This is a genomic window from Martelella sp. FOR1707, from assembly GCF_053484265.1.
Window position 1 is genome coordinate 26,281 of sequence record NZ_JBAKFP010000009.1, and the last position, 21,961, is coordinate 48,241.

Consider the following 21,961-nt stretch of genomic DNA (forward strand, 5'->3'; position numbering starts at 1 on the left):
GGATCGAACGTGGCTGCGGTCATCGCTTATCTCCCCTGTCGCTCAGGAGCACAAGCTGCAGCACGCTCAACACCAGCAGCACAGCCAGCAGGACCATGGAGAGCGCCGCGCCATAGCCAAGGCGGAAGGACACGAAGCTTTCATTGAAGATTTCGTAGACGGCCGTCACGGTCTGCCCGTGCGGGCCGCCATTCAAGATGATGTAGAACTGGTCGAAGGCGAGCATCGAGCCGGAGACGCAGAGGATCAGCGCCAGAGCGAAGGGTTTGCGGATCAGCGGCATGGTAATGTAGCGGAACCGCTGCATCCATTTCGCGCCGTCGATCCGCGCGGCCTCCTGATAGTCGCTCGGGATCGACTGCAGGCCGCTCATCAGGATGACCATGAAGAAGCCGGACATCTTCCAGACGACCATGATGATGACGGACCAGAAGGCGGGCGTGAAATTGGCCAGGATGTTGATCCGTCCCTCGGTCAGGCCTAAATCTTCAAGCAGCGGTGAAAACAGGCCGGTGTCGACATTGGAGAGCCAGGACCAGAGCAGTGCCGCCGACGCGAAGCCGGTGACCACCGGCAGGAAATAGATGGTCCGGTACGCCGAGATCGACCGCCCCTGTCCCTGGACGATGAACGCCAGGCCGAGGGCGATGCCGAGCAGGGCCACGGTCACCACAACTGTATATTCGGCGGTGAACCACATTGAGGACCAGAAGTTCTTGTCGGACAACAGCCGCTCGTAATTGGCAAGGCCGATAAAGCGGGGAACGCCCATCAGTGGCCATTTGTGCAGCGACATCCAGATCGTCATGCAGAGCGGCACGATGAAGAACATGGCGACCAGGGCCAGCGCCGGGAGCACGTAGAGAAGGCCGGCCCATTGCCGGTTTCGCCGCCGTCGCTTCTTTGGTGTCGGCTGAACCGCCTCCGCCATTGCGATGTCAGACATGGGGAATTCCTCTCAAAGCGAAAGAGCGGGCGGTCTCCGCCGCTGCCGGCTGAGACCGCCCGTGAGGCTGGCGTCAGCGCGATGCGTCGATGATCGACTGCATCTCTTCTTGACCCTCATCGATCGCGGCCTGCACCGCCTCCTCGCTGTTGGCGAAGAACGCCTTGTTGAGCATCGTGGTCCAGGGGCTCTGGGTCGAATTGATGATGTCGTTGAACACCGTGGAGTACGGGGTCTTGCCCTTGGCCATCGCCTTCGCCGCCGTCAGGTAGCGCGCATCGAGCCCCTCGAGCGCCTGTTCGGCGATATCGTCGCGCACGGGCAGAGAACCGTTCTGGGCGAGGATCTTCTGTCCTTCCAGGGAATAGGCGAATTCAAGGAAGGATTCGACGGCCGCGAGCTTCGCGTCGCTGGTTTTGGCGGAGACCACGAAATTGTCGCCGCCCGCGAATGACGACCAGCCTCCGTCCTTCCCCGGCAGGTAGGTAACGCCATAGTCGAGATCCGGATACTGGCTGTTGAGCGCGCCGATTGCGAACGAACCCGAGGGCGTGATGCCAATATTGCCGCCGGCAAATGCGGCGAAGAAATTCATGCCGCCGTCGGTCTGCGAACCGGCCGGCACCAGGCCGTCCATCACCATGCCGCGATAGAAATCAATCGCCTCTTTCACTTGCGGCGAATCGAGCGTCGCCTCGGTGCCGTCGTCCTGCAGGATGTCACCACCCGACGCCCAGATCAGCGGGGTAAAGGTGAAGATGTTGCAGCCGCCGCAGTTGCCGGAGAAGTAATAGCCATAGGTGTCATCGCCAAGCGCGTTGACCGCCTCGGCGTCAGCGAGGATATCTGCCCAGTTTTGCGGTCCCTTTTCAGGGTCGAGACCGGCTTCCTTGAACAGGTTCTTGTTCCAGATCAGCACCGAGGCATCCGCCGAGAATGGCAGGCCATAGATCTTGTCGTCATAGGTGCCGACGCTCAGATGAGCCTTCGACAGGCTGTCGTAGAATGGCAGCGATTTGGTGAACGCGGTCATGTCCTTCAACTGCCCAGCCTCGGCGAAGGCTGGCGTGTAGATCAGGTCGAGCGACAGCGCGTCCGGCTGCGAGCCGCCGGCCGAGGCGACGGCATATTTCTGCACCAGTTCGGCCGTCGGCACGATCTGGAGTTCGGCCTGATCGCCCCCCTTGGCATTGAAGGCCTCGACAAGCTTCGGCATGAACACCGAGCTGTCGGCACGCGTCCAGAGCGAAAATGTCTCCGCCTGGGCAAGCCCCGGCAGGGCGATGGCAGCGATGGCTATGCCGCCGAGTAAAACCTTGAGTCTCATTCCAATTACCTCCCATTTGATCTCACGCAGCAGCCCGAGTTGGGTTGAGCTAACGTTTGCGCAAAATGCGCGTTCCTCCCCTTCAAACCGGTAATCCGCACCGTCGGGGCGGTTTCCCGGCGCAAAGCTCAGTCGGTCTTGGCGCCGCAAGATTGTCTGACGACAAGGGTGCAGGGCGTCTCGCGAATGCCAGGCTCCACCGGCTTGCCGTCGATCATGTCCAGAAGTGCAAGCCCTGCGCTTCTTCCAAGGTCGGGAAGGCCCATATCGACCGTCGTCAACGGCGGGCGCGTGGCCTTTGCAAAAACCTCCCAATTGTCGAAACCGACAATGGCAATATCGTCCGGCACACGGATACCCATCAGCGCAAAGGCATCGATGACGCCGCGCGCGATCTGATCATTGCCGCAGAAGATCGCATCCGGCCGCTCGCCGGCCTCGATCAGCGCATGTGCCATGTCGTAGCCATGGGCCTCCGTCCAGGCGGAGAAAATCGCATCGCCAAAGGGCTCGAGCCCCGCTCCAGCAAGGGCCGAACGCCATCCGGCCTCTCGCAGGTTAGCAGCCTTGAAAGACCGTGGTCCGGTAATATGCGCGATTTTTCGCCGTCCAAGCCCGATCAGATGGTCGACGGCATTCTTCGCCGCATTGAGGTCATCGGGTACGAAACTGACCGCCCCCTCAGGCGCAGAAGCATAGACGTAAACCACTGGCATGCCGAGCGGCGGCAGGTCGATCGGAAGACCGCGATCGATACGTTTTCCGGTAATCACAAGACCATCGACGCGCTTCTCCTCCATGGCGCCGAGATTAAGCTTCAGGCTCTCCGGCTCATATTCCCCCGCACTCAGGAAAACCGATACGCCGCGGTCGGCCATCGCTGCCGAAAGCCCGGCGGCAACAGGCAGCGTAAAGCGGCCGTACGTGTCATTGGTCAGAAGACCAAGCGTGAACGAGCGCTGTTGGACAAGCCCACGCGCAATCGAATTTGGCCGGTAGTCAAGCGCGGCAGCGGCAGCGCGCACACGCTCACGCGTCTCATCAGACATGCGCCCCGTGCCGTTCAGAGCCCGCGAGGCGGTGGTCACGCTGACATCTGCCTTCGCCGCGACATCGCGGATCGTGCTGCGCTGATACGCGCCCGTCGATTGCAGCTTGGAGACACGTTCCGTCAAATTTATCCTCCCGGCGCAAACGGGCGAACTCCGTTGAGCAATCGTTTGCTCTTGATTGGTTTATCGTTTGCGCAACTAGGTTTTCACAACATGGGGGTGCTGTCAAGCGCGGTCTTTTCCTGGCCGAGCCATGGGCCGCATATGCCACGCAGTGGCGGTCCCTGTGCGATCGCGCATCGGTCCCGCAAGACGGCGAAATGGCTGGGGAAACTGAACAGGAAAGATAAGTGGCCGTCGGCTCTTCTCGCCGGCATCATGAGGCGATTGGCAACGGGGGCAGCCGGTTTGGCGCCGAGTGCCAGGTATGCGCCGACCACACAGGACGGCATCGTACCAAAAGGTGCTCTGCCCCCAGGAAGTAGCGCTTCTCAACTCAAGGCGTGAATGCGCAGTGAGGATAGGAGTGTCTGTTTCGACGTCTTGAGGTGGTCGCGGGCCGCCGCCAGGGCGGCCTGTTCCTTGCGCGCTTTCAGCGCATCGATAATTCTCAGATGCTCGCCGATGGCCGCGAGGTTGCGGTCGCGCTCGTCCTTCTTGTCCCATTGATAGTGGTAGTGGAAGACGAGCGTGATCACTTTCTGGAACTCGGTGACGAAACGGTTCTTCACGACGCTGCCGATCGCGGCGTGGAAGCGTTCATCGAGCAACGAGAAATCGTGATAGCGCCGATCGATATCCTCGGCGAGCCGGATGTGGTCGTTTCTAAGGTCGTCCAGCTGCTTCCATATACCATGGGTCGGCGGCAGGGCGACGAGATGCGAGACGGCGTTGAGTTCGAGTATAGTGCGGAAGTCGGAAAGCTCGATCGCGAAGTCGCGAGTGAAGCCGACCAGTTCCCATCCGCCCCTGGGCCGCCGGCGCACTAGCCCGAAACGGCTTAGCGAGGCGAGAAACTCTTGCAGCCCATAGGCCTGCACGCCGAACTTGCGCGACAGTTCCGTCACGTTCAGCGCCGTGCCGGGCGGCACGTCGAAGCGCAGGACCCAGTCGAGAAACTGGCGCTCCAGCTCATCCTCCGACGGCTGTGTGGACTGCACGGCAAGCTTGTCTGCCTCCTCGGGAAGCCGGAGCAGGGTTTTGGAGCGGCCCTCCCAGCTGATGAGGCCTTCCGCATTGAGCCGCTCGAGGGCGGAGCGCACGACCGTGCGGCTGACATCGAGCTGTTGCGCCAGTGCCAGCTCGGCCGGCAACTGATCGCCCGTCTGCCTGCCGGCGCAATAATCCAGAAGCTGGTTATAGGCTTCCCGGAAACGCTCGTCGGTTCTTGCCATGCCTGTTTCTCCGCGTTTTTCCGCTCTAGCACGCGGTTTGTTTTGTCGACAATGATAAAAAACAATTGACAACCGCGTTTCCATGGATAGTTTTGTACTTAATTATATTGCACCGAATTCGGAGGAGCCTATGTCGGTGGCAGCGGAGGAGCCGCATCCCCTGGGAAGAATTGGCAGGATCAGCGCCGGTACGTTTCACCAGCTATCCGCCCTGATGACGCTGGCGATGCTGATCGCGATTTTCGCCTTCGGCAATTCGGCCTTCCTGTCCGTCAACAACGGGCTGACGGTGCTGTTGCAGACATCCGTGATCGGTCTTCTCGGCATCGGCATGACGATGGTGATCATCACCGGCGGTATCGATCTGTCCGTCGGTTCCGTGCTGGCGCTGTCCGGCACGGCTGCGGGGCTGATGGTCAAGGCGGGTATGCCGGTGCCGGTTGCCATGTCGGCGGCGGTGCTGGTGGGCGCGTTCTGCGGTTTTGTGAATGGCGTCGTCATCACCAAGATGCGGATCACGCCCTTCGTCGCAACGCTCGGCATGATGATGATCGCCCGCGGAACGGCCCTGCAGCTGACGGGTGCTGCGCCGATTTCCCAGCTTGGCGAGGCTTTCGGCGTTCTCGGCAACGGCGCGCTGTTCCGCCATGTGGAGAAGCTGCAGAACGGTCTTTCCAAGGTCGTGTTTCCGGGGATTCCCTATCCGGCGATCCTGCTTCTGGTCGTTGCCATTGGCGCTGCCTATCTGTTGCGCCGGCGCGCGCTCGGCCGCCATATCTATGCCACCGGCTCCAACGAGGAGGCGGCAAGGCTGTCCGGCGTCAATGTCGACGCGACCAAGATCGCAGCCTATGCCCTGTCCGGTGCGCTCGCTGGTCTTGCCGGCAACGTCCTGATGTCGCGTCTCGTCACCGCCCAGCCCAATGAGGGCGTGATGTACGAACTTGACGCCATCGCCGCCGCGGTGATCGGCGGGGCCTCGCTGATGGGCGGCGTCGGCGGCATTTCGGGCACCATGATCGGCGCCTTCATCATCGGCGTGCTGCGCAACGGGCTCAACATGTCCGGCGTATCGGCCTTCATCCAGCAGATCATCATCGGTTTTGTCGTCATTCTGGCCGTCTTCATCGACCAGTTGCGCAGCAACCGCCGATAAACCAGTCAAATCATGTCTTTAAAGGGAGGAGAAACCATGAAGACGATTTTGAAAGCAGTGCTTGCAGCCAGTGCCATCGCCGCCGTGCCGTTCGCCACGGCGAGCGCGACGGAAATCGCGGTCATCGTCAAGACGACCAATTCCAATTTCTGGCAGAACGTCAACAAGGGCGCAACCGCCGCCGTTGAGGGCCAGTCGGACATCACCATGACCTTCGACGGTCCGGCTGCCGAATCCGATATTGCGGCGGAAGTGAACATGGTCGACAATGCCGTCAACAAGGGCGTTGCCGGCATCGTGCTGGCACCGTCCGACCCGGATGCACTGGTGCCCGCCGTCAAGCGCGCGAATGAATCCGGCATCCCGGTCGCGATCATCGACTCGGCTCTCTCGGACGCCGGCAAGGGCACCTACCAGACCTTCCTGTCGACCGACAATTGCGCCGCCGGCGAGCTTGCCGCCGACAAGATGATCGAACTGACGGGCGGCGAAGGTAAGGTTGCCGTGATGTCCTATGTGGCGGGCGTCGGTTCTGAAATCGGCCGCGTCGGCTGCTTCGTCGACAAGATCAAGGCGGATTCCAAGATCGAGATCGTCGGTCCCTATTACTCGCAGTCGCAAATGGCGACGGCGCTGAACCAGACCACTGACGTTCTCGCTGCCAATCCGGACCTTAAGGGCATTTTCGGCGCCAATGAACCGACCGCCGTCGGCATGGGCCGGGCCATCAAGCAGGCCGGCAAGGCCGGACAGGTGGCCGCCATCGGTTTTGACGGCAACAAGGACCTGCAGGACTTCGTCAAGGACGGCACGCTCAACGCCATTCTGGTGCAGGGCTCGTTCCAGATGGGCGAAAAGGGCGTTCAGGCGATCATGGAGCTGATGGACGGCAAGTCCGTCGAGCCCCAGATCGATACCGGCGTCGTGCTTGTCACTAAGGACAATATCGATAGCGACGAAGCCCAGAACGTTCTCTACTGAGGCAGCAATCTCGCGCGGGGCGCTAGCGCCCCGCGCGATCAACCAATGTACGATGATGCAGGACAAGTCCCATGACCCCGCTTGTTGAGATGATTGACATCGAAAAGCATTTCGGCGGCATCAACGCCGTCAATGGTGTGTCGCTCAATCTTTACCCCGGCGAGGTGGTCGGCGTTCTCGGGCATAACGGGGCAGGCAAATCCTGCCTGATGCGCATCCTTTCGGGCGCCATGGTGCCGAGCAGCGGGACAATCCGCGTCAAGGGAAAGGATGTGAGGCTGGAGACGCCGCATGATGCGCGCCGCCATGGCATCGAAACCATCTACCAGACGCTGGCGTTGGCCGACCATCTCGACGCGCCGGCCAACCTTTTCCTGGGGCGCGAGCTGAAAACCCGCTGGGGTAATCTGGACGACCGGCGGATGATGGCGGAGGCGAAACAGGTGCTGGCTCGGCTCAACCCGAATTTCCGCAATCTCGGTGATCCCGTCGCGCGCCTTTCCGGCGGCCAGCGGCAGGTGATCGCCATCGGCCGCGCGCTTTATTTCAATGCCAAGATCCTGATCATGGACGAGCCCACCGCCGCGCTTGGCCCTTCCGAATCCGCCATGGTTGCCGATCTCATCCGACAATTGCGTGATGAGGGCATCGGCATTTTCCTCGTCAGCCACGACATGCATGACGTGTTCGATCTGTGCGACCGCGTTATCGTGATGAACCGGGGCGAGCAGGTCGGCGCACACGGCATCGAAGAAGTCACCAAGGACGATATTCTGAGCCTGATCATCAAGGGCGAACTTCCGCTGGACTGGACACCCCGGAACCAAGGACAATTGCAATGAACCGCCCCGAGAAAATGCAAACCGACGTCATGACCTGCGGCGTCTGCGTCGAACCCGGCCTTTTCGAACTGCGCGAGACGCCGCTGCCGGTGGAAGCGCCTGAAGGCTGGGCACTCGTGGATATCTGCGCGGTCGGCATTTGCGGCACGGATTATCATATCTTCGAGGGCAAGCATCCCTATCTCAATTATCCGCGCGTCATCGGCCATGAGCTGAGCGGCAGGCTTGTTGCCGATGCCGCCGGGCTCGCGATGGGCGATCTCGTCGTCGTCAATCCTTATGTCTCCTGCGGGTCCTGCCACGCCTGCAAACGCGGCAAGCCGAATTGCTGCGAGAAGATCGAGGTGCTCGGTGTTCATCGCGATGGCGGCATGGGCGCGCGCATCGCCGTGCCGGAAGGCAATCTCTATCCCGCCGAGGGGCTGACCGAGATACAGGCGGCGATGGTGGAATTCCTGTCCATCGGCGCACATGCGGTGGCGCGCTCCGGGATTGCAGAAGGCGACCGGGTACTGGTCACCGGCGCTGGGCCGATCGGCATTGGTGCTGCGCTGTTCGCCCGGCTTGCGGGCGCAGACGTGCATCTGCTCGACCTGAGCAAGGAGCGTCTGACCATGGCGGCTGATAAATTCGGCTTCGAACATTTGCACAGTGACAGCGACCCGGCCAGCATTCTGACGGGGGACCTGGCCTCGGGCTTCGACATCGTATTCGACGCCACGGGTTCGGCCCGCGCGATCGAGGCCGGGTTTCCGCTTCTCGCCCACGGCTCGACCTATGTGCTCGTCTCCGTGGTCAAGGATGACATCACCTTCAATGACGCGGAGTTTCACAAGCGCGAAACCCGCATCATCGGCAGCCGCAATGCGCTGAAAGCCGACTTCATGCGGGTCATGGAGGCGATCCGCAGCGGAAAGATAGACACCGATGCGCTTCTTTCGGCCGAACTGCCGCTGGCCGACCTGCCGGAGCGCTTCGCCGCGCTCGCCTCCGACCGCAGCGGGCTGATCAAGGCCGTGGTGCGGCCATGAGCGGAGAACAGTCCAGCATTCTCCGGCTCCACGCCGAGGACAATGTCGGCATCGCGCTCGTCGATCTGAAACCCGGCGAGACGGGGGCGAGCGAAGCCATTCCGCGCGGCCACAAAATGGCGCTTGAGGCCATTCCGCAAGGCGCGTTCGTGCGCAAATATGGCCAGATCATCGGCGTCGCGACAGTCGATATCGCAGCGGGCGCCCATGTGCATACCCAAAATCTCGGCGTCGGCACGGAGCGCGGCGGCGATGCGGGCACCTCGGAGATTCAGCCAATCGCGCCTGCATCCGTGCGCGACACCTTCATGGGCTACAAGCGCCCGGATGGACGGGTCGGTACGCGCAATTTCATCGGCATCCTGACCACGGTGAACTGTTCAGGCTCGGTCGCCCATTTCATTGCCGAGGAGGCCGAGCGCTCGGGCCTTCTGGCCGACCTCGAAAATGTCGACGGCGTGGTGCCGATCGCGCATGGATCGGGCTGCGGCATGGCCGGGCAGGGCGAGGGCTACGAGACGCTGATGCGCACGCTTGCCGGATACGCGCAGCATCCGAATTTCGGCGCGATCCTGCTGGTGGGGCTCGGCTGCGAAGTCATGCAGCTGCCCGTGCTGGCGGCGAGGAAGGAGTTGCGCGACCCGAGCCGCTTCCAGTTTCTGACGATCCAGAACTCCGGCGGCACGCGCAAGACCGTCGAGGCGGCGCTGCCCGCGCTGCGCAAGCTTGCCGAAACGGCAAACGCGACCTGCCGCGAGCCGGTGTCCGCAGAGCATCTGGTCATCGGCATGCAATGCGGCGGTTCGGACGGGCTTTCGGGCATCACCGCCAACCCGGCGCTCGGCATCGCCTCGGACATGGTGGTGGCGCAGGGCGGCACTTCGATCCTGTCGGAAACCTCGGAAATCTATGGCGCGGAACATCTGCTGACCCGAAGGGCAAGGCCGGAGGTGGCGGCCGCGCTGATGGAGCGCATCGCCTGGTGGGAGGATTACTGCGCCCGCAATGGCGGCGAGATGGACAACAATCCTTCGCCGGGCAACAAGCGCGGCGGGCTCACCACCATTCTGGAAAAATCCCTCGGCGCGGTCGCCAAGGGCGGATCGGCCCCGCTGGAGGCGGTCTACAAATATGCGGAGCCCGTCGACAGGCACGGCTTCGTGTTCATGGACAGCCCCGGCTACGACCCCTGTTCGGTGACGGGCCAGGTGGCCTCGGGCGCCAATCTTATCGTCTTCACCACCGGGCGCGGCTCTGTTTCGGGCTATCGCCCGGTGCCCTGCATCAAGATCGCCACCAATAACGACCTTTGGGCGCGCATGGGCGAGGATATGGATATCAATTGCGGCGATGTGATCGACGGCGTGCCGCTGGCCGAAAAGGGCGCGGAAATCTACCGCATGATGCTCGACGTCGCCTCCGGACGCCCGACCAAGAGCGAGGCGCAGGGCTTCGGCCGGGTCGAGTTCATTCCCTGGCAGATCGGGGCGGTGATGTAGCATGCCCGTGTTCGAGCTCTACGACGATATGTTCGCTCCCGCGCGGAGGCTCCTGGCGCGACACGGCGACATTGTCGTTCATGCCTTTCGCTATCCCGCTGGTGTTGCCGCGCTCGAGATTGAAAACGGCGCGGGCCGGACCGTGCTTTTGCCCTTTCAGGGCCAGCAGATATGGGATGCGGAGTTCGGTGGCCGCCGGCTGACCATGCAGACATGGTTCGATCAACCCCTGCCGACGCGGGACTATCTTGCCACTTATGGCGCGTTCTTTCTTCACTGCGGCGGCACGGCCATGGGCAATCCCGGTCCCGAAGACGATCACCCGCTGCATGGCGAGTTGCCCAACATGCCCTATGAGCGCGCGCAACTTGCCTTGGGCTCTGGCGCTGAGGGCGACTGGGTGGAACTGAGCGGCCTTGCAACCGAGCGCCGCGCCTTCAGCCATTATTTCGAAATGCGGCCGCGTTTGCGGCTTGCTGCCGGCGAAAGCGCCTTTGATGTCGGTTTCGAGGTCGAAAACAAGGGCGGATCGGTTCTGCCCTTCTTTTATCTCGGCCACATCAATTTCCGGCCCGCTAATGGCGCGGTGATTACCGACGGGCTGATCGATGATCGCGGCAAAATCGCCCTTCGCCAAGCCGTACTCGCGCCGGACGCGCCGGAGGATGTGCGCGCTTTTCACGACGCGATAGCGGCCCATCCGGTCTACCACCGGCATATCGGGCAAGATCAGCGGGTGGAGCCGGAAATGGTGATGACGATGCGTCCGCCCGCAGACGCGGACGGCTGGGCCGAGGCCCGGCAAATTCATGAAGACGGATCGGCCGATTTCGTCCGTCATCGGCCCAGTGAGCTGCCCTATTCGGTGCGCTGGATGACGCGCAGCGCTGATCGGCAGGCGCTCGGTTTCTCGCTGCCGGCAAGCGCGCCGCCCGATGGCCGGAAGGCGGGCCTTGCAAATGGCCAGGCGATCATGCTCGCCCCTGGCGCGTGCTTCGGCGCTAAGATGCGCTTCGGTATGGTGCAGGCACAAGCGGCCAGGCGCTATAATCCGTAGAACTGGGTCGCCGTTTCGGCGAATATCTGGGCGCGCTCCGCCTCGCTTCTGTCGGCGGTCAATGCATATGCTGTTTCCAGCCAGCGCTGGTATTCACCCGCCAGATTGACCACCGGCCAGTCCGATCCCCACATGACCCGCTCCGGGCCGAAAGCGTCGAGCACGGTCGCGGCAAAGGGGGCGATGTCGGCGCGCTGCCACTCGGGGCCGATTTCGGTGATCATGCCGGACAATTTGCACCAGACATTGGGGTAGTCGGAAAGCCGCCGCATGCCCTCCGTCCAATCGATATCCGGCGTCCGACCATCGCCCATCTTTGGCTTGGCGATGTGGTCGATCACGATCTGCAGGCCGGGATGGCGGCGCGCGATCTCGGAGAGGACCGGCAGGTGACGAGGCTGGATCAGCGCGTCGAAGCGCAGGTCGGTTTCGGCCATATGGGCAAGGGCGGGCTGGACATCGGCCCTCACAATCCAGTCGGTGTCTTCGATATTCTGCAACATCGGCCGGAAGCCCTTGAGTCGGGGATTGGCCCGCAACCGGTCGATTTCGGCGATTGCATCGGCGGCGGACAGGTCCACCCAGCCAACGACGCCGGCAATGAAGTCATGTCTTTCCGCCAGATCGAGGAGGAACTCGGTCTCCGCCACCGTATCAGTGGCCTGCACCAGCACGGTCTGCTTCACGCCTGCCCGCACCAGAAGCGGTTGAAGATCGTCAGGTGAAAAGTCGCGGAAGATCGGCGCGACCGTTTCATTCGGCCATGGATAGTCGCCCCGGCCGAGGGTCCAGAAATGTTGGTGCGCGTCGATCATGCCGTCCTCCCAGATCTGCCGCTTGACAGATTGTATGTTATGATTAAGAACAATAGCGACGCGGAGGAGTTCATGTCAATCACCCCTATTCTGCAATTCGGCACCAGCCGGTTTCTGCAAGCCCATGCCGATCTGTTCATCTCCGAGGCGATGGCTGAGGGGCAGGCGCTGGGACCGGTGACTGTGGTGCAATCAAGCGGCGACCCGGCGCGGCGCAAACGGCTTGAGGCGCTCGCCGCGCCCGGCGGCTATCCGGTGCTCATCAAGGGGATCGAGAATGGCGCGCCGGTCGAGCGGGAGGTGCGCGTCACGGCAATCGCCCGCGCGCTCACCACGGAAACGGATTGGCCGGAGATTGTCCGCGTCGCCGTGGAGGAGGCCGAGATCATTTTCTCGAATACGGGCGATTCCGGCTGGAAGCCGCAGGCCGCAGACGAACTGCCGTATTTCGATCAGGCCATGTCCTATCCCGCGAAATTGACGCAGCTTTTGTTCGCGCGCTTTCTGGCCGGCGGTCGGCCGCTGACGGTCATGCCCGCCGAACTGATCGCCCGCAACGGCGAGAGGCTGCGCGCGCGGGTTCTCGAGCTTTCCGCTCCGCTTTCTGGCGATTTTGCGGCGTGGGTGGCCGAAAAGGTCGTTTTCGCCAATTCGCTGGTTGATCGCATCGTCTCCGAGCCGCTGGAGCCGGCGGGCGCGGTGGCCGAACCCTATGCGCTCTGGGCGATCGAAGACGCGCCGAACCTGATCGTGCCCTGCACACACCCCGCCATCCGGGTGGTGCCCGATCTCAAGCAGATCGAGACGCTGAAACTGCATGTTCTCAACCTCGGCCACACCTATCTGGTCGCAAATTGGCTTGCGCGCGGGGGCGAAGAGGGGAGGCTGGTGCGTGACGAAATCGCCGATGCGGCCATCCGCGCCGATCTGGCCGATCTTTATGAGCAGGAAGTTCTGCCGACCTTCCATGCCGCCGGCTATGGCGACGAGGCGCGCGACTATGTCGAAACCACGCTGGAACGTTTCGCCAATCCGTTTCTGGTGCACCGGCTTTCGGATATCGCGCAGAACCATGGCGAGAAGACCCAACGCCGCATTGGCGCTTTCATCGACTGGGGCAGGGCGCTCGGCGTCACCGGCGATCAGCCGCGGCTGAGACGGATTGTCGAAGAGGAGGCACGCACATGAAAACCAACCGGATCGGGCGCACGGCGGTGGAGGTCACCGACATTTCCTTTGGCTGCGCGGGCCTCGGCAATCTGTTCCGCAAAGTCGAGGATGAGGCGGCCGAGGCCGTTCTCGCCCGCGCCTGGGAACGCGGCATTCGCTATTTCGACACCGCGCCGCATTACGGGCGTGGCCTTTCCGAAGAGCGGCTTGGCCGGTTCCTCAAGACCCGCGAGCGGGCCGATTACGTGTTGTCCACCAAGGTCGGGCGGTTGCTCTCGCCGGGGCAGGCGCTGGCGGAGGCCGACGGCTTCATCGAACCGCTGCCCAATACCGTGCGCTACGACTATTCCGGCGACGGCATCGAGGCGGCCTTCGAGCAGAGCTGCGAACGGCTTGGCACCGCGCGCATCGATATCATCTACGTCCACGACATCGGCGCCTACACCCATGGCGATGACAATGGCCGGCACATGGCGGACCTGATGGGCTCGGGCATCGACCGGCTGCAAAAGCTCAAGGCGGCCGGTCGCATCGGCGCTTTCGGCCTCGGCGTCAACGAAAACCGCGTCTGTCTCGATGTCATGGCCGAGACGGAGATCGATGTGATCCTGCTGGCGGGCCGGCTGACGCTGCTCGACCGGTCGGCGGAAGACGAACTGGTGCCGCTCTGCCGCGAAAAGCAGGTCAGCCTCGTGCTGGGCGGCATCTTCAACTCCGGCATTCTGGCGACAGGACCCGTGCCGGGCGCGCATTACGACTACGGCCCCGCGCCGGACGATGTCCTCGCCAGGGTCGGCGAACTGGAGCGCCGCGCCAAGGCCGCAGGCGTATCGTTGCCCCAGGCTGCCCTGCGTTTCGCGCTTGCCCATCCGCAGGCAGCGTCCGCGCTGATCGGCACGGCGAAGCTCACATCGCTCGATCGCAATCTCGACGCGGCGGAAGCGCCATGGCCGCCAGCCGCCGATGCCTTGCTGGAATAGGGCAAAGGCGAAGCTCTCAAGACCCTGTCCGTGCCGTTCACGCCGCGATAGGCCGTGACGGCACCGTTCAGGCGATCAACGCGTCGGTTTTTGGATCGAAGAAGCGGATGTCGGCGGGATCGACGTTAAGCGTGATCGCGCTGCCGGTCGGCGGCCGCTGGCGGGCTTCGAGCCGTGCCGTCAGTTCCGTTTCGCCGACGCGAGCCACTACCATCGTGTCTGGTCCGGTCGGCTCGACCACTTCGACCAGCGCCTCGATCTGAACCCCGTTCGGCCGGGTGGCGGCGGAGAATGCCTCGGGGCGGATGCCCGCAATCACCGGCTTGCCATCCCATCCGGCCATCGCCGGATCGACGGCCGGAATCGCCGCGCCGGAATAGCCCTCGGGCGCAAACCGCGCGCCGCCGGCGGTCGTCTCGATCACGCCCGGCAGGAAGTTCATCGAGGGCGAGCCGATAAAGCTTGCGACATAGCGGTTGGCCGGCCGGTCATAGACGGTCTGGGGATCGGCGCATTGCTGCAGCACGCCATCCTTCATCACCGCCACCAGCGTGCCGAGCGTCATCGCCTCGACCTGGTCGTGGGTGACGTAGACGATGGTGGATTTCAGCTTGTCGTGCAGACGCTTGATCTCGGTGCGCATTTCGACGCGGAGCTTGGCGTCGAGGTTCGACAGCGGTTCGTCGAACAGGAACAGTTCCGGCTCGCGCACGATTGCGCGGCCCATAGCGACGCGCTGGCGCTGGCCGCCGGAAAGCTGCGAGGGTTTTCGCGACAGGAGATGATCGACCTGCAGAAGCTCCGCGGCCGCCTTCACCGCAGCCTCGCGGGCCTTCGGATCGGCACCGCGCATTTCCAGCCCGAAGCCCATGTTGCGTTCGACCGTCATGGTCGGATAGAGCGCGTAGGACTGGAACACCATGGCAATGTTGCGATCCTTCGGCATCACGTCGTTGACGCGCCGTCCGTTGATGTTGATGTCGCCGCCGCTTGCCGGCTCGAGGCCTGCGATGATGTTGAGCAGCGTGGACTTGCCGCAGCCGGACGGGCCCAGCAGCACCAGGAAGCCGCCATCCGGCAGGTCGATGTCGATGCTCTGGAGAACCTCCAATGCGCCGAAGCTCTTGCGGACCCCTTTGAGTTCGAGACCAGCCATGACTTATCCTTTCACTGCGCCGGCGGTGATACCGGAGACCATCGCGCGCTGGACGATGGCGAACATGATGATGACGGGGATGATGCTGATGACGCCGCCGGCGGCGAGCATCCCCCATGGGAGCTGGAACTCGCCGACCATGAGCTGCAGGCCGACAGGCCAAGTGCGCGCGCCCTGGCCGCTGGTCAGCATCAGCGCGAACAGATATTCGTTCCACGCCGCGATCGCGACGAACACCGAGGTCGCGACCAGCCCGTTGCGGGCGAGCGGCATGACGATGCGGATCATCGCGCCGAGCCTTGTCGAGCCATCGATGCGCGCGGCGTTCTCCAGTTCGCGGGGGGCGGCGTCGAAGAAGCCCTTCATCATCCACACGAACAGCGGCAGCAGGAAGCTGGTATAGGCGATGGCGAGCGCGAACTTGGTGTCGAGGATGCCGAAATTGCGGAACAGGATGAACAGCGGGATGATCATCAGCACCGCCGGGAACATCCGGATCACCAGATAGCCGAGCATCAGCTTGGTGCGGCCGGGGAAATTGAAGCGCGAGAACGCATAGGCCGCGAGCGTTCCAGTGACGAGGCTGATCAGCACGGTCGAGACCGTGACCACGAAGCTGTTGAACACCAGCGTCGGATAGCTCGACTGGGTCCAGAGGTCACGATAGTGCTCGAAGGTGATCCTTTTCGGGATATAGATCATCTGGCTGGTGACGATGTCGGATTCCGGTTTCAGCGAGGTCAGCACCGTCCAGACGATGGGGCCGAGGCAGAAGACCGTGAGCACGCCCATCACCGCATAGGCGAGGATGTCCCAGACGCGCTTTTGAGTATCGATATTGCGCATGATCAGTCCTCGTTCACTTTGGAGATGCGCACATAAGCCCAGGCGAACACCATGAGCAGGATGAACATGACCACCGACAGCGCGCCGGCATAGCCGAAGTCGAAGGCCTTGTAGGCCGTCTGAAAGGCATAGAGCGACAACACCTCGGTGGAACGCCCGGGACCGCCGCCGGTGAGGATCAGCAGCAGGTCCGGCGAGTTGATCAGGGTGATGACCCGGAGGATGACGGCGGCGGCGATGATGGTGCGCAGCATCGGCAAGGTGATCAGGCGAAGCTGGGCGAAGGCGCCGGCGCCATCGATGCCGGCGGCGCGGTAGAGATCGTCCGGAATACCCTTCATGCCGGCGAGCAGCAGCAGGGCGAAGAACGGAAAGCCGTGCCACGCCTCCACCAGGATCACGGCTCCAAGTGCCGTCGAGGGATCGGCGAACCAGGCCTTGTAGCTGTCGAGCAGGCCGATCTTCACCAGTATGTCGTTGATGACGCCGAGGCGCGGGTCGAGCAGCAGCGACCACATATGCCCGGCCACCACATTCGGCAGAAAATATGGCAGCAGGATGAGCACCGCGATCACCTTGGTGCCCGGCAGGTTGCGGTTGAGCGCCAGCGCTGCCGAAAGGCCGAGAATGAATTCCAGCATGATCGCCGCGGTGGTCCAGATCGCGGTATTCTTCAGCGCGACCCAGAACACCGGATCGTTCCACATTCGGATGAAATGCTTGAAACCGACGAAACCGGTTCCGAGATCGGGCCGGGTCAAGCGGTATTCGCGGAAGCTGAGTTCGATGCCGAAGACGGTCGGATAGATGACCACTGCGAGGATGAGCACGAGGCTCGGCACGAGCAGCAGATACATCCAGAAACGGGTTTCTGAAAGATTGCCTAGAATTCGGGACGGGCCGCTGGCCAACATCTTTCGCCTCCGCTCAATGGGATTCTAAGGGGCGCAGACGTCGCATGGCGCCGCCCCTCATCTTGTTCTTCTTGGCATCAGGCCGCGTTGGGGCCGTGCGGCCCCGCCAGCCGGGAAGGCAGCGAGGCCGGAATGCGTCGGATTTTACTGAACGGCCTGCTGGAGCTTGTCGATCATGTCATCGACCGCCTGTTCTTCCGTCATGTTGCCGACGAGCACCGCCTGAAAATCGGGCAGAACGGTGTTTTCGCCCCAGCCGGCAAAACCGGGGAAGCTCGGCGGAAGCGTGCCGAATTCAAGCGTTTCGGTCGCGGCCTGATAGATCGGATTGTCGGCGATGCGCGGGTCAGCGGTGGCCGAGCGCGATGCGGGGAAGTAGCCGGTCTCTTCCATGAACGCGACGGCCGCATCGGGATGGCCCCAGAAGGAGATCCAGTCCCAGGCAGCGTCCATATGTTCCTCGCTCATGATGCCGTTATAGGCATAGGCCACGCGCGAGACATGAGCGGCTGGGCCGCGCGGCACGGGGAAGGTGCCGAATTCGACGCCGGGCTCGAGCGCCGCCGAGATTTCCTGCAGCGAACCGGTGTGGTGCCAGACCATCGCCGTCTGCCCGGTGGTGAAGCCCTCGATCAACTGGCGGTAGGCATCGTTTGGCGCGCTTGGCGGAACCGCATGATCGCGGGTGTAAAGACCTGCCCAGAACTGCAACGCCTCGATCGCGGCCTCGCGGTTCATGCTAATCTCGCCATCGGTCATCACCGGCGAGCCATAAGCTTCCATCAGATCGATCACGAACTTCTGCCCGAGCGGTCCGCCGCGCATACCGAAGCCGTAGCGGTTCTTTGACGGATCGGTCATGGCGATCGCGGCATCGCGGAACTCGGCGAAGGTTGTCGGCGGCGCGATCCCGGCTTCGTCGAACCAGTCCTTGCGGTAGTAGATCCAGTCGACGAAGGCGAAGGCCGGAACGCCGTATAGCTTTCCATCCTTGCGCACGCCGTCCCAGCGATTGTCCGGGAAGTCGTCCTTCAGCGGCCAGGTGTCGATGCGGTCGGTGAGATCCACCAGCGCGCCCATGGCGTAGAGATCGGCGAAGCGCTCGGCGATCACCTGCCCTGTATCGGGACGGCTGTTGGCAATCACCGCCGTTGTCATCTTGGCCATGTATTCGACGTTCGGGATGCTTTCCGGTCGAACCGGGCCGCCGCCCTGCTCCTTGTAAAGCGCCAGCACCTTGTCGAGACCGGCGATCTCCGTCTGGCTTGCAAAATGGTGCCAGTAGCTGATCGCGGCAGTCTGGGCCGCGGCAAACCGCGGCGCGAGCGCGGTAGTGCCGACCAGTGCGCCCGTCATTTCAAGAAATTTGCGACGCTTCAGTTCGAGAGCCATGTTTTCCTCCTCCTTCGAACATCAATCATCGATCTAATATACAATCTGATAGATCAATACAAGCTTTGGAAATCTGGATCGACCAGATGATTTTGCTCACGAGGTTACATTGTTGCTCGCTTGGAGCGACGCGGTGTGCCGATTTCTTAGAACAAATCGTTGAACTTTAACCGGTTCATCCGGCGGGGCCATCTCGTGAGCGAGAACCTCAAGGTCATTAACAGGCCTGCGCCTGATAGATTAGTTTGGCGGATCTAAGTGCATGGTCAGGCTTTCGCATGTTCTACCTTACGTCAGGCATGCTGACGCCGACAAAAATCTGTAAGGACTACAAAGGCCGGTCGCAGGCCCGCCGGCTTGATTGCGCTACGGGCAGCGTAAATCCGGCCTCCCGCGTAATTCAATGCAGGAGGAAGGGGAATTACACGCTTTAGCCGAAGGGTGGCTGCGGTTGCGAGAAGGATTAACCGCTGCCGAGCCTCCAGGCGCGTTTGAGGAGTAACCGTCGGGCTTCTACGCGCCAGTGTTGAGGCTCGAAACGTCAGCTATATGAGGCCGACATTTCTATGGATAGCCGCCCGGAAATGAGCCTGGATCGCAGCTTCGGCCGCGTCCGCATCGCGTTTGGTGCAGGCGTCGAGAATATCGAGATGCTCGCTCAATGTACGAAGAAGAAGCGGCGCGGTCATCTTTCTCTCAAGGCGCAGCAGGCGCAGATAGTTGTGAATTCTGCGATAGGTCGTTTCAATCAGGGGATTGCGCAGCGCTTCGACAATCGCGCTATGGAATGCGTTTTCAAGCCTGTCAATTTCGGACACGATATCTTCATTGACGCCGTGGCGCTCGATCTGCCGAATGAGCCTTGAATGTTGCAGTTCCAGACTCTGCATCACCTCTTCGTCTCCGGTTTCCGCGAATTCCCGCACGGCCGAACGCTCTATAATGGCGCGGAACTGGAAGGTCGCTCGCGTCAGTTCAAGGCCGGGCCTGACGAACTGGATGCCTGAACGCGGATGAATGGTCAGAATTCCCTCCGACTCCAGGACTCTTAACGCATCGCGAAGCGGCGCGATGGGAACGTCGATGATCGAGGACAGTTCTCCCTGAGACACAAAGGCGCCCACCGGAACGCGGCGATCAAACAGACCTTCGAGAATACGGTCATAGGCAATATCGCTCAGACGCGCCCGGGCGGTGGGCGCGGATGGCTTTGTTTTTGCGGTCTGGGCCACTTGCAGCACCTCCTCGTGTTTGGTATCAGTTGTTCTCTGATAGATCAGTGTTGTATATAAAGCGATCAGAAAGCTTCGAGATGGTAATTATAGATTTCCGTATAACCCGTTTTCAGTTCGCCCGCGATAGAGTTATCGGCGACAGTCAGGTACGTGCCGACGATGTCAACGTGGCCGCGCTCGAACTGATATCGGAGAACGGCCATGTCGGCCTCGGCTTCATTCAGGTTCTTTTCTCGACGCTTCCCGATCAGCAGGAAATCGAGACGATCTTCACCAATGAAGTCTGGCCGACGCTCATGGGGCAGAGCGCGCTTTCGCTGGTGCACCGCGTCAACCGCCCGCGCGGCGGTAATCAGCGGGCGTACTCGCTGCCGTTCAACGAGGCGATACAGGTTTCCTTATGGGATTTGGCGGCCAAGGAAGCCGGCCTGCCGCTTCACATCCTGCTCGGTAGCCGGCGCGATCGCGTTCGCGCCTATGCATCGGGACTCGACTTCCATCTCAGCGACGACGATTTCGTGGGGTTGTTTTCACATGCGGCATCGCTCGGTTACGAAGCTTTCAAGATCAAGGTCGGGCACCAGGATTTCGACCGCGACCTGAGGCGGCTTGAGCTTTTGAAAGAATGCGTGCCGGCGCATGCGCAGATCATGATCGATCCGAACGAGGCGTGGAATTCAAAGGAAGCTTTGGTGAAGCTCGAGGCCATACGCGCCGCCGGACACAACCTTCTTTGGGTAGAGGATCCTATCCTTCGCCATGATTACGAAGGGCTGCGGACCTTGCGGCATGCCGTAACCTGGACACAGATCAATTCCGGGGAATATCTTGATGTCTCGGGCAAACGTCTGCTGCTTGATGCCTTCGCCGCCGATCTGTTAAATGTCCATGCGCATGTCACCGATGTCATGCGGATCGGCTGGCTCGCCGCCGAAATCGGCGTGCCCGTTACAATCGGTAACACCTTCCTCGAAATCGGGGTTCATATGGCTGTCGCGCTGCCGGAAGTTGAATGGCTGGAGTATTCGTTCCAGAATTTCGATCATCTTGTCGAGCAGCCGATCGAAATCCGCGACGGCTATATCTATGCGCCTGACCGCCCGGGACATGGGCTGGTTCTGTCCGAAGACGCCCGCAGAACATGGGCGCGGCCGTGCCGTCTTCAGCGCTCCGAATTGGGCGCTGCTCCACATAATCCAAGGATGCCCGTGTTCGGCTGAGTGTCGTCGGATCAACGGTAATATATAAAGCAATTGGGCCGGATTCGTTCGGCGGCGCGCGGAGGAAAGGAAAATCATGTCTATCGAAAACGGTCGGGCCGGCAGGCTGCAGGGCAAGACTGCGGTCGTCACCGCCGCAGGGCAGGGAATGGGGCGCGCCACGGCGCTTGCCTTCGTGCGCGAGGGCGCCCAGGTCTTTGCGACGGATATCGATGACGCCAAGCTCGAGAGCCTGGCCGGTTATGCCAATGTCCGGACGGCCAGGCTCGATGTGCTGGACCCGGCGCAGATCAAAGCTTTCGCCGCCGAGACCCCTCCACCGGATATCCTGTTCAACTGCGCGGGCTACGTCCATCACGGCGCGATCCTGGATTGCGACGAGGACGCCTTCGACTTCTCCGTCAATCTGAACGTCCGGGCGATGTATCGCATGATCCGGGCCTTCCTGCCGGGGATGATCGCGAAGGGGGGCGGTTCGATCATCAACATGGCGTCGGTGGCCTCGACCGTGCTGGCGGCACCGAACCGCTTTATCTACGGCACCACGAAAGCGGCCGTGATCGGCCTGACGAAATCGGTGGCGCTTGACTATATCGGCGACGGCATTCGCGCCAACGCCATCTGCCCAGGCACCATTGAAAGCCCGTCCCTGCAGGATCGCATGCGCGCCCAAGGCGATTACGAAACCGCCCGCGCCGCCTTTGTCGCGCGTCAGCCGATGGGGCGGTTGGGGACGGCCGAAGAGGTCGCTGAACTGGTCGTCTATCTTGCCAGCGGCGAATCCGCTTTCATGACTGGCAATGCGATCGTCATCGACGGAGGCTGGGCGAATGCCTGATTGATTATTCTCCGGTCGGTTCACGCCGACTCTCGCCGGAGATCGCAACCGTTTGGCTTGGGTGCATTTCACAACAGCAGCCCCGCCCGCTTCAACCTGTCGAAGGGCTT

The 21,961-nt window shown here is 62.0% G+C and carries 20 protein-coding genes; 10 read left to right on the forward strand and 10 right to left on the reverse strand.

The window, feature by feature from the left end:
• Nucleotides 1-19: 19 nt before the first annotated feature.
• From V6765_RS21225 to V6765_RS21240, 4 genes are all read right to left on the reverse strand, one after another.
• Nucleotides 20-946: a carbohydrate ABC transporter permease gene (locus V6765_RS21225; RefSeq protein WP_448432518.1), complete on the reverse strand. Its 927-nt coding sequence runs from the start codon at nt 944-946 to the stop codon at nt 20-22.
• Nucleotides 947-1,019: 73 nt separating this feature from the next.
• Nucleotides 1,020-2,273, reverse strand: coding sequence for an ABC transporter substrate-binding protein (locus V6765_RS21230; protein ID WP_448432520.1), 1,254 nt, complete (start codon nt 2,271-2,273; stop codon nt 1,020-1,022).
• Between the two features lie 128 nt (nt 2,274-2,401).
• Nucleotides 2,402-3,448: a LacI family DNA-binding transcriptional regulator gene (locus V6765_RS21235; protein ID WP_448432522.1), complete on the reverse strand. Its 1,047-nt coding sequence runs from the start codon at nt 3,446-3,448 to the stop codon at nt 2,402-2,404.
• 368 nt (nt 3,449-3,816) lie between these two features.
• The gene (locus tag V6765_RS21240; protein WP_448432524.1) at nt 3,817-4,719 is read right to left on the reverse strand and encodes a GntR family transcriptional regulator; all 903 of its coding nucleotides are present in this window, start codon (nt 4,717-4,719) and stop codon (nt 3,817-3,819) included.
• Between the two features lie 130 nt (nt 4,720-4,849).
• On the opposite strand from V6765_RS21240, the gene V6765_RS21245 reads away from it, so the two are divergent.
• The 6 genes from V6765_RS21245 to V6765_RS21270 all read left to right on the forward strand — a co-directional run bounded on the left by V6765_RS21245 (nt 4,850) and on the right by V6765_RS21270 (nt 11,285).
• A complete protein-coding gene (locus V6765_RS21245) occupies nt 4,850-5,875 on the forward strand; it encodes an ABC transporter permease (protein ID WP_448432526.1) in 1,026 nt (341 codons plus the stop codon).
• Between the two features lie 36 nt (nt 5,876-5,911).
• The gene (locus V6765_RS21250) at nt 5,912-6,856 is read left to right on the forward strand and encodes a substrate-binding domain-containing protein (RefSeq protein WP_448432528.1); all 945 of its coding nucleotides are present in this window, start codon (nt 5,912-5,914) and stop codon (nt 6,854-6,856) included.
• Between the two features lie 71 nt (nt 6,857-6,927).
• Nucleotides 6,928-7,698, forward strand: coding sequence for an ATP-binding cassette domain-containing protein (locus V6765_RS21255; RefSeq protein ID WP_448432530.1), 771 nt, complete (start codon nt 6,928-6,930; stop codon nt 7,696-7,698).
• Nucleotides 7,695-8,729: a zinc-binding alcohol dehydrogenase family protein gene (locus V6765_RS21260; protein ID WP_448432532.1), complete on the forward strand. Its 1,035-nt coding sequence runs from the start codon at nt 7,695-7,697 to the stop codon at nt 8,727-8,729. Before V6765_RS21255 ends, V6765_RS21260 begins: the two co-directional genes overlap by 4 nt.
• Entirely contained in the window at nt 8,726-10,228 is a 1,503-nt protein-coding gene (locus V6765_RS21265) for a UxaA family hydrolase (RefSeq protein ID WP_448432534.1), read from the forward strand. The genes V6765_RS21260 and V6765_RS21265 overlap by 4 nt, the downstream gene beginning before the upstream one ends.
• 1 nt (nt 10,229) lies before the next feature.
• Nucleotides 10,230-11,285, forward strand: a complete 1,056-nt coding sequence (locus tag V6765_RS21270) for a DUF4432 family protein (protein ID WP_448432536.1) — start codon at nt 10,230-10,232, stop codon at nt 11,283-11,285.
• Here V6765_RS21270 and V6765_RS21275 read toward each other — a convergent pair.
• The gene (locus V6765_RS21275) at nt 11,273-12,100 is read right to left on the reverse strand and encodes an amidohydrolase family protein (RefSeq protein ID WP_448432538.1); all 828 of its coding nucleotides are present in this window, start codon (nt 12,098-12,100) and stop codon (nt 11,273-11,275) included. The two genes, V6765_RS21270 and V6765_RS21275, sit on opposite strands and share 13 nt — an antisense overlap.
• Nucleotides 12,101-12,172: 72 nt before the next feature.
• On the opposite strand from V6765_RS21275, the gene V6765_RS21280 reads away from it, so the two are divergent.
• Both V6765_RS21280 and V6765_RS21285 read left to right on the forward strand, forming a co-directional pair.
• Nucleotides 12,173-13,288 (forward strand): mannitol dehydrogenase family protein, encoded by a 1,116-nt coding sequence (locus V6765_RS21280; protein ID WP_448432540.1) that lies wholly within the window; start codon nt 12,173-12,175, stop codon nt 13,286-13,288.
• Entirely contained in the window at nt 13,285-14,250 is a 966-nt protein-coding gene (locus V6765_RS21285) for an aldo/keto reductase (protein WP_448432542.1), read from the forward strand. The genes V6765_RS21280 and V6765_RS21285 overlap by 4 nt, the downstream gene beginning before the upstream one ends.
• A gap of 67 nt (nt 14,251-14,317) precedes the next feature.
• Here the strand turns inward: V6765_RS21285 and V6765_RS21290 are convergent, their stop codons facing one another.
• The 5 genes from V6765_RS21290 to V6765_RS21310 all read right to left on the reverse strand — a co-directional run bounded on the left by V6765_RS21290 (nt 14,318) and on the right by V6765_RS21310 (nt 19,790).
• Nucleotides 14,318-15,406, reverse strand: coding sequence for an ABC transporter ATP-binding protein (locus V6765_RS21290; protein WP_448432544.1), 1,089 nt, complete (start codon nt 15,404-15,406; stop codon nt 14,318-14,320).
• Nucleotides 15,407-15,409: 3 nt separating this feature from the next.
• A complete protein-coding gene (locus V6765_RS21295) occupies nt 15,410-16,252 on the reverse strand; it encodes a carbohydrate ABC transporter permease (RefSeq protein WP_448432546.1) in 843 nt (280 codons plus the stop codon).
• 2 nt (nt 16,253-16,254) lie between these two features.
• Nucleotides 16,255-17,166, reverse strand: a complete 912-nt coding sequence (locus V6765_RS21300; protein ID WP_448432548.1) for a carbohydrate ABC transporter permease — start codon at nt 17,164-17,166, stop codon at nt 16,255-16,257.
• A gap of 144 nt (nt 17,167-17,310) precedes the next feature.
• Nucleotides 17,311-18,558: an extracellular solute-binding protein gene (locus V6765_RS21305; protein WP_448432550.1), complete on the reverse strand. Its 1,248-nt coding sequence runs from the start codon at nt 18,556-18,558 to the stop codon at nt 17,311-17,313.
• Between the two features lie 545 nt (nt 18,559-19,103).
• Nucleotides 19,104-19,790 carry a GntR family transcriptional regulator gene (locus V6765_RS21310; RefSeq protein WP_448432552.1) on the reverse strand — a complete coding sequence of 229 codons (687 nt, stop codon included), beginning with the start codon at nt 19,788-19,790 and terminating at the stop codon, nt 19,104-19,106.
• Between the two features lie 80 nt (nt 19,791-19,870).
• Here V6765_RS21310 and V6765_RS21315 point away from each other — a divergent pair, with 80 nt between their 5' ends.
• Nucleotides 19,871-21,013, forward strand: coding sequence for a mandelate racemase/muconate lactonizing enzyme family protein (locus tag V6765_RS21315; protein WP_448432776.1), 1,143 nt, complete (start codon nt 19,871-19,873; stop codon nt 21,011-21,013).
• A 76-nt stretch (nt 21,014-21,089) separates the two neighbouring features.
• The gene (locus V6765_RS21320) at nt 21,090-21,851 is read left to right on the forward strand and encodes an SDR family oxidoreductase (RefSeq protein ID WP_448432554.1); all 762 of its coding nucleotides are present in this window, start codon (nt 21,090-21,092) and stop codon (nt 21,849-21,851) included.
• Nucleotides 21,852-21,961 lie beyond the last annotated feature (110 nt).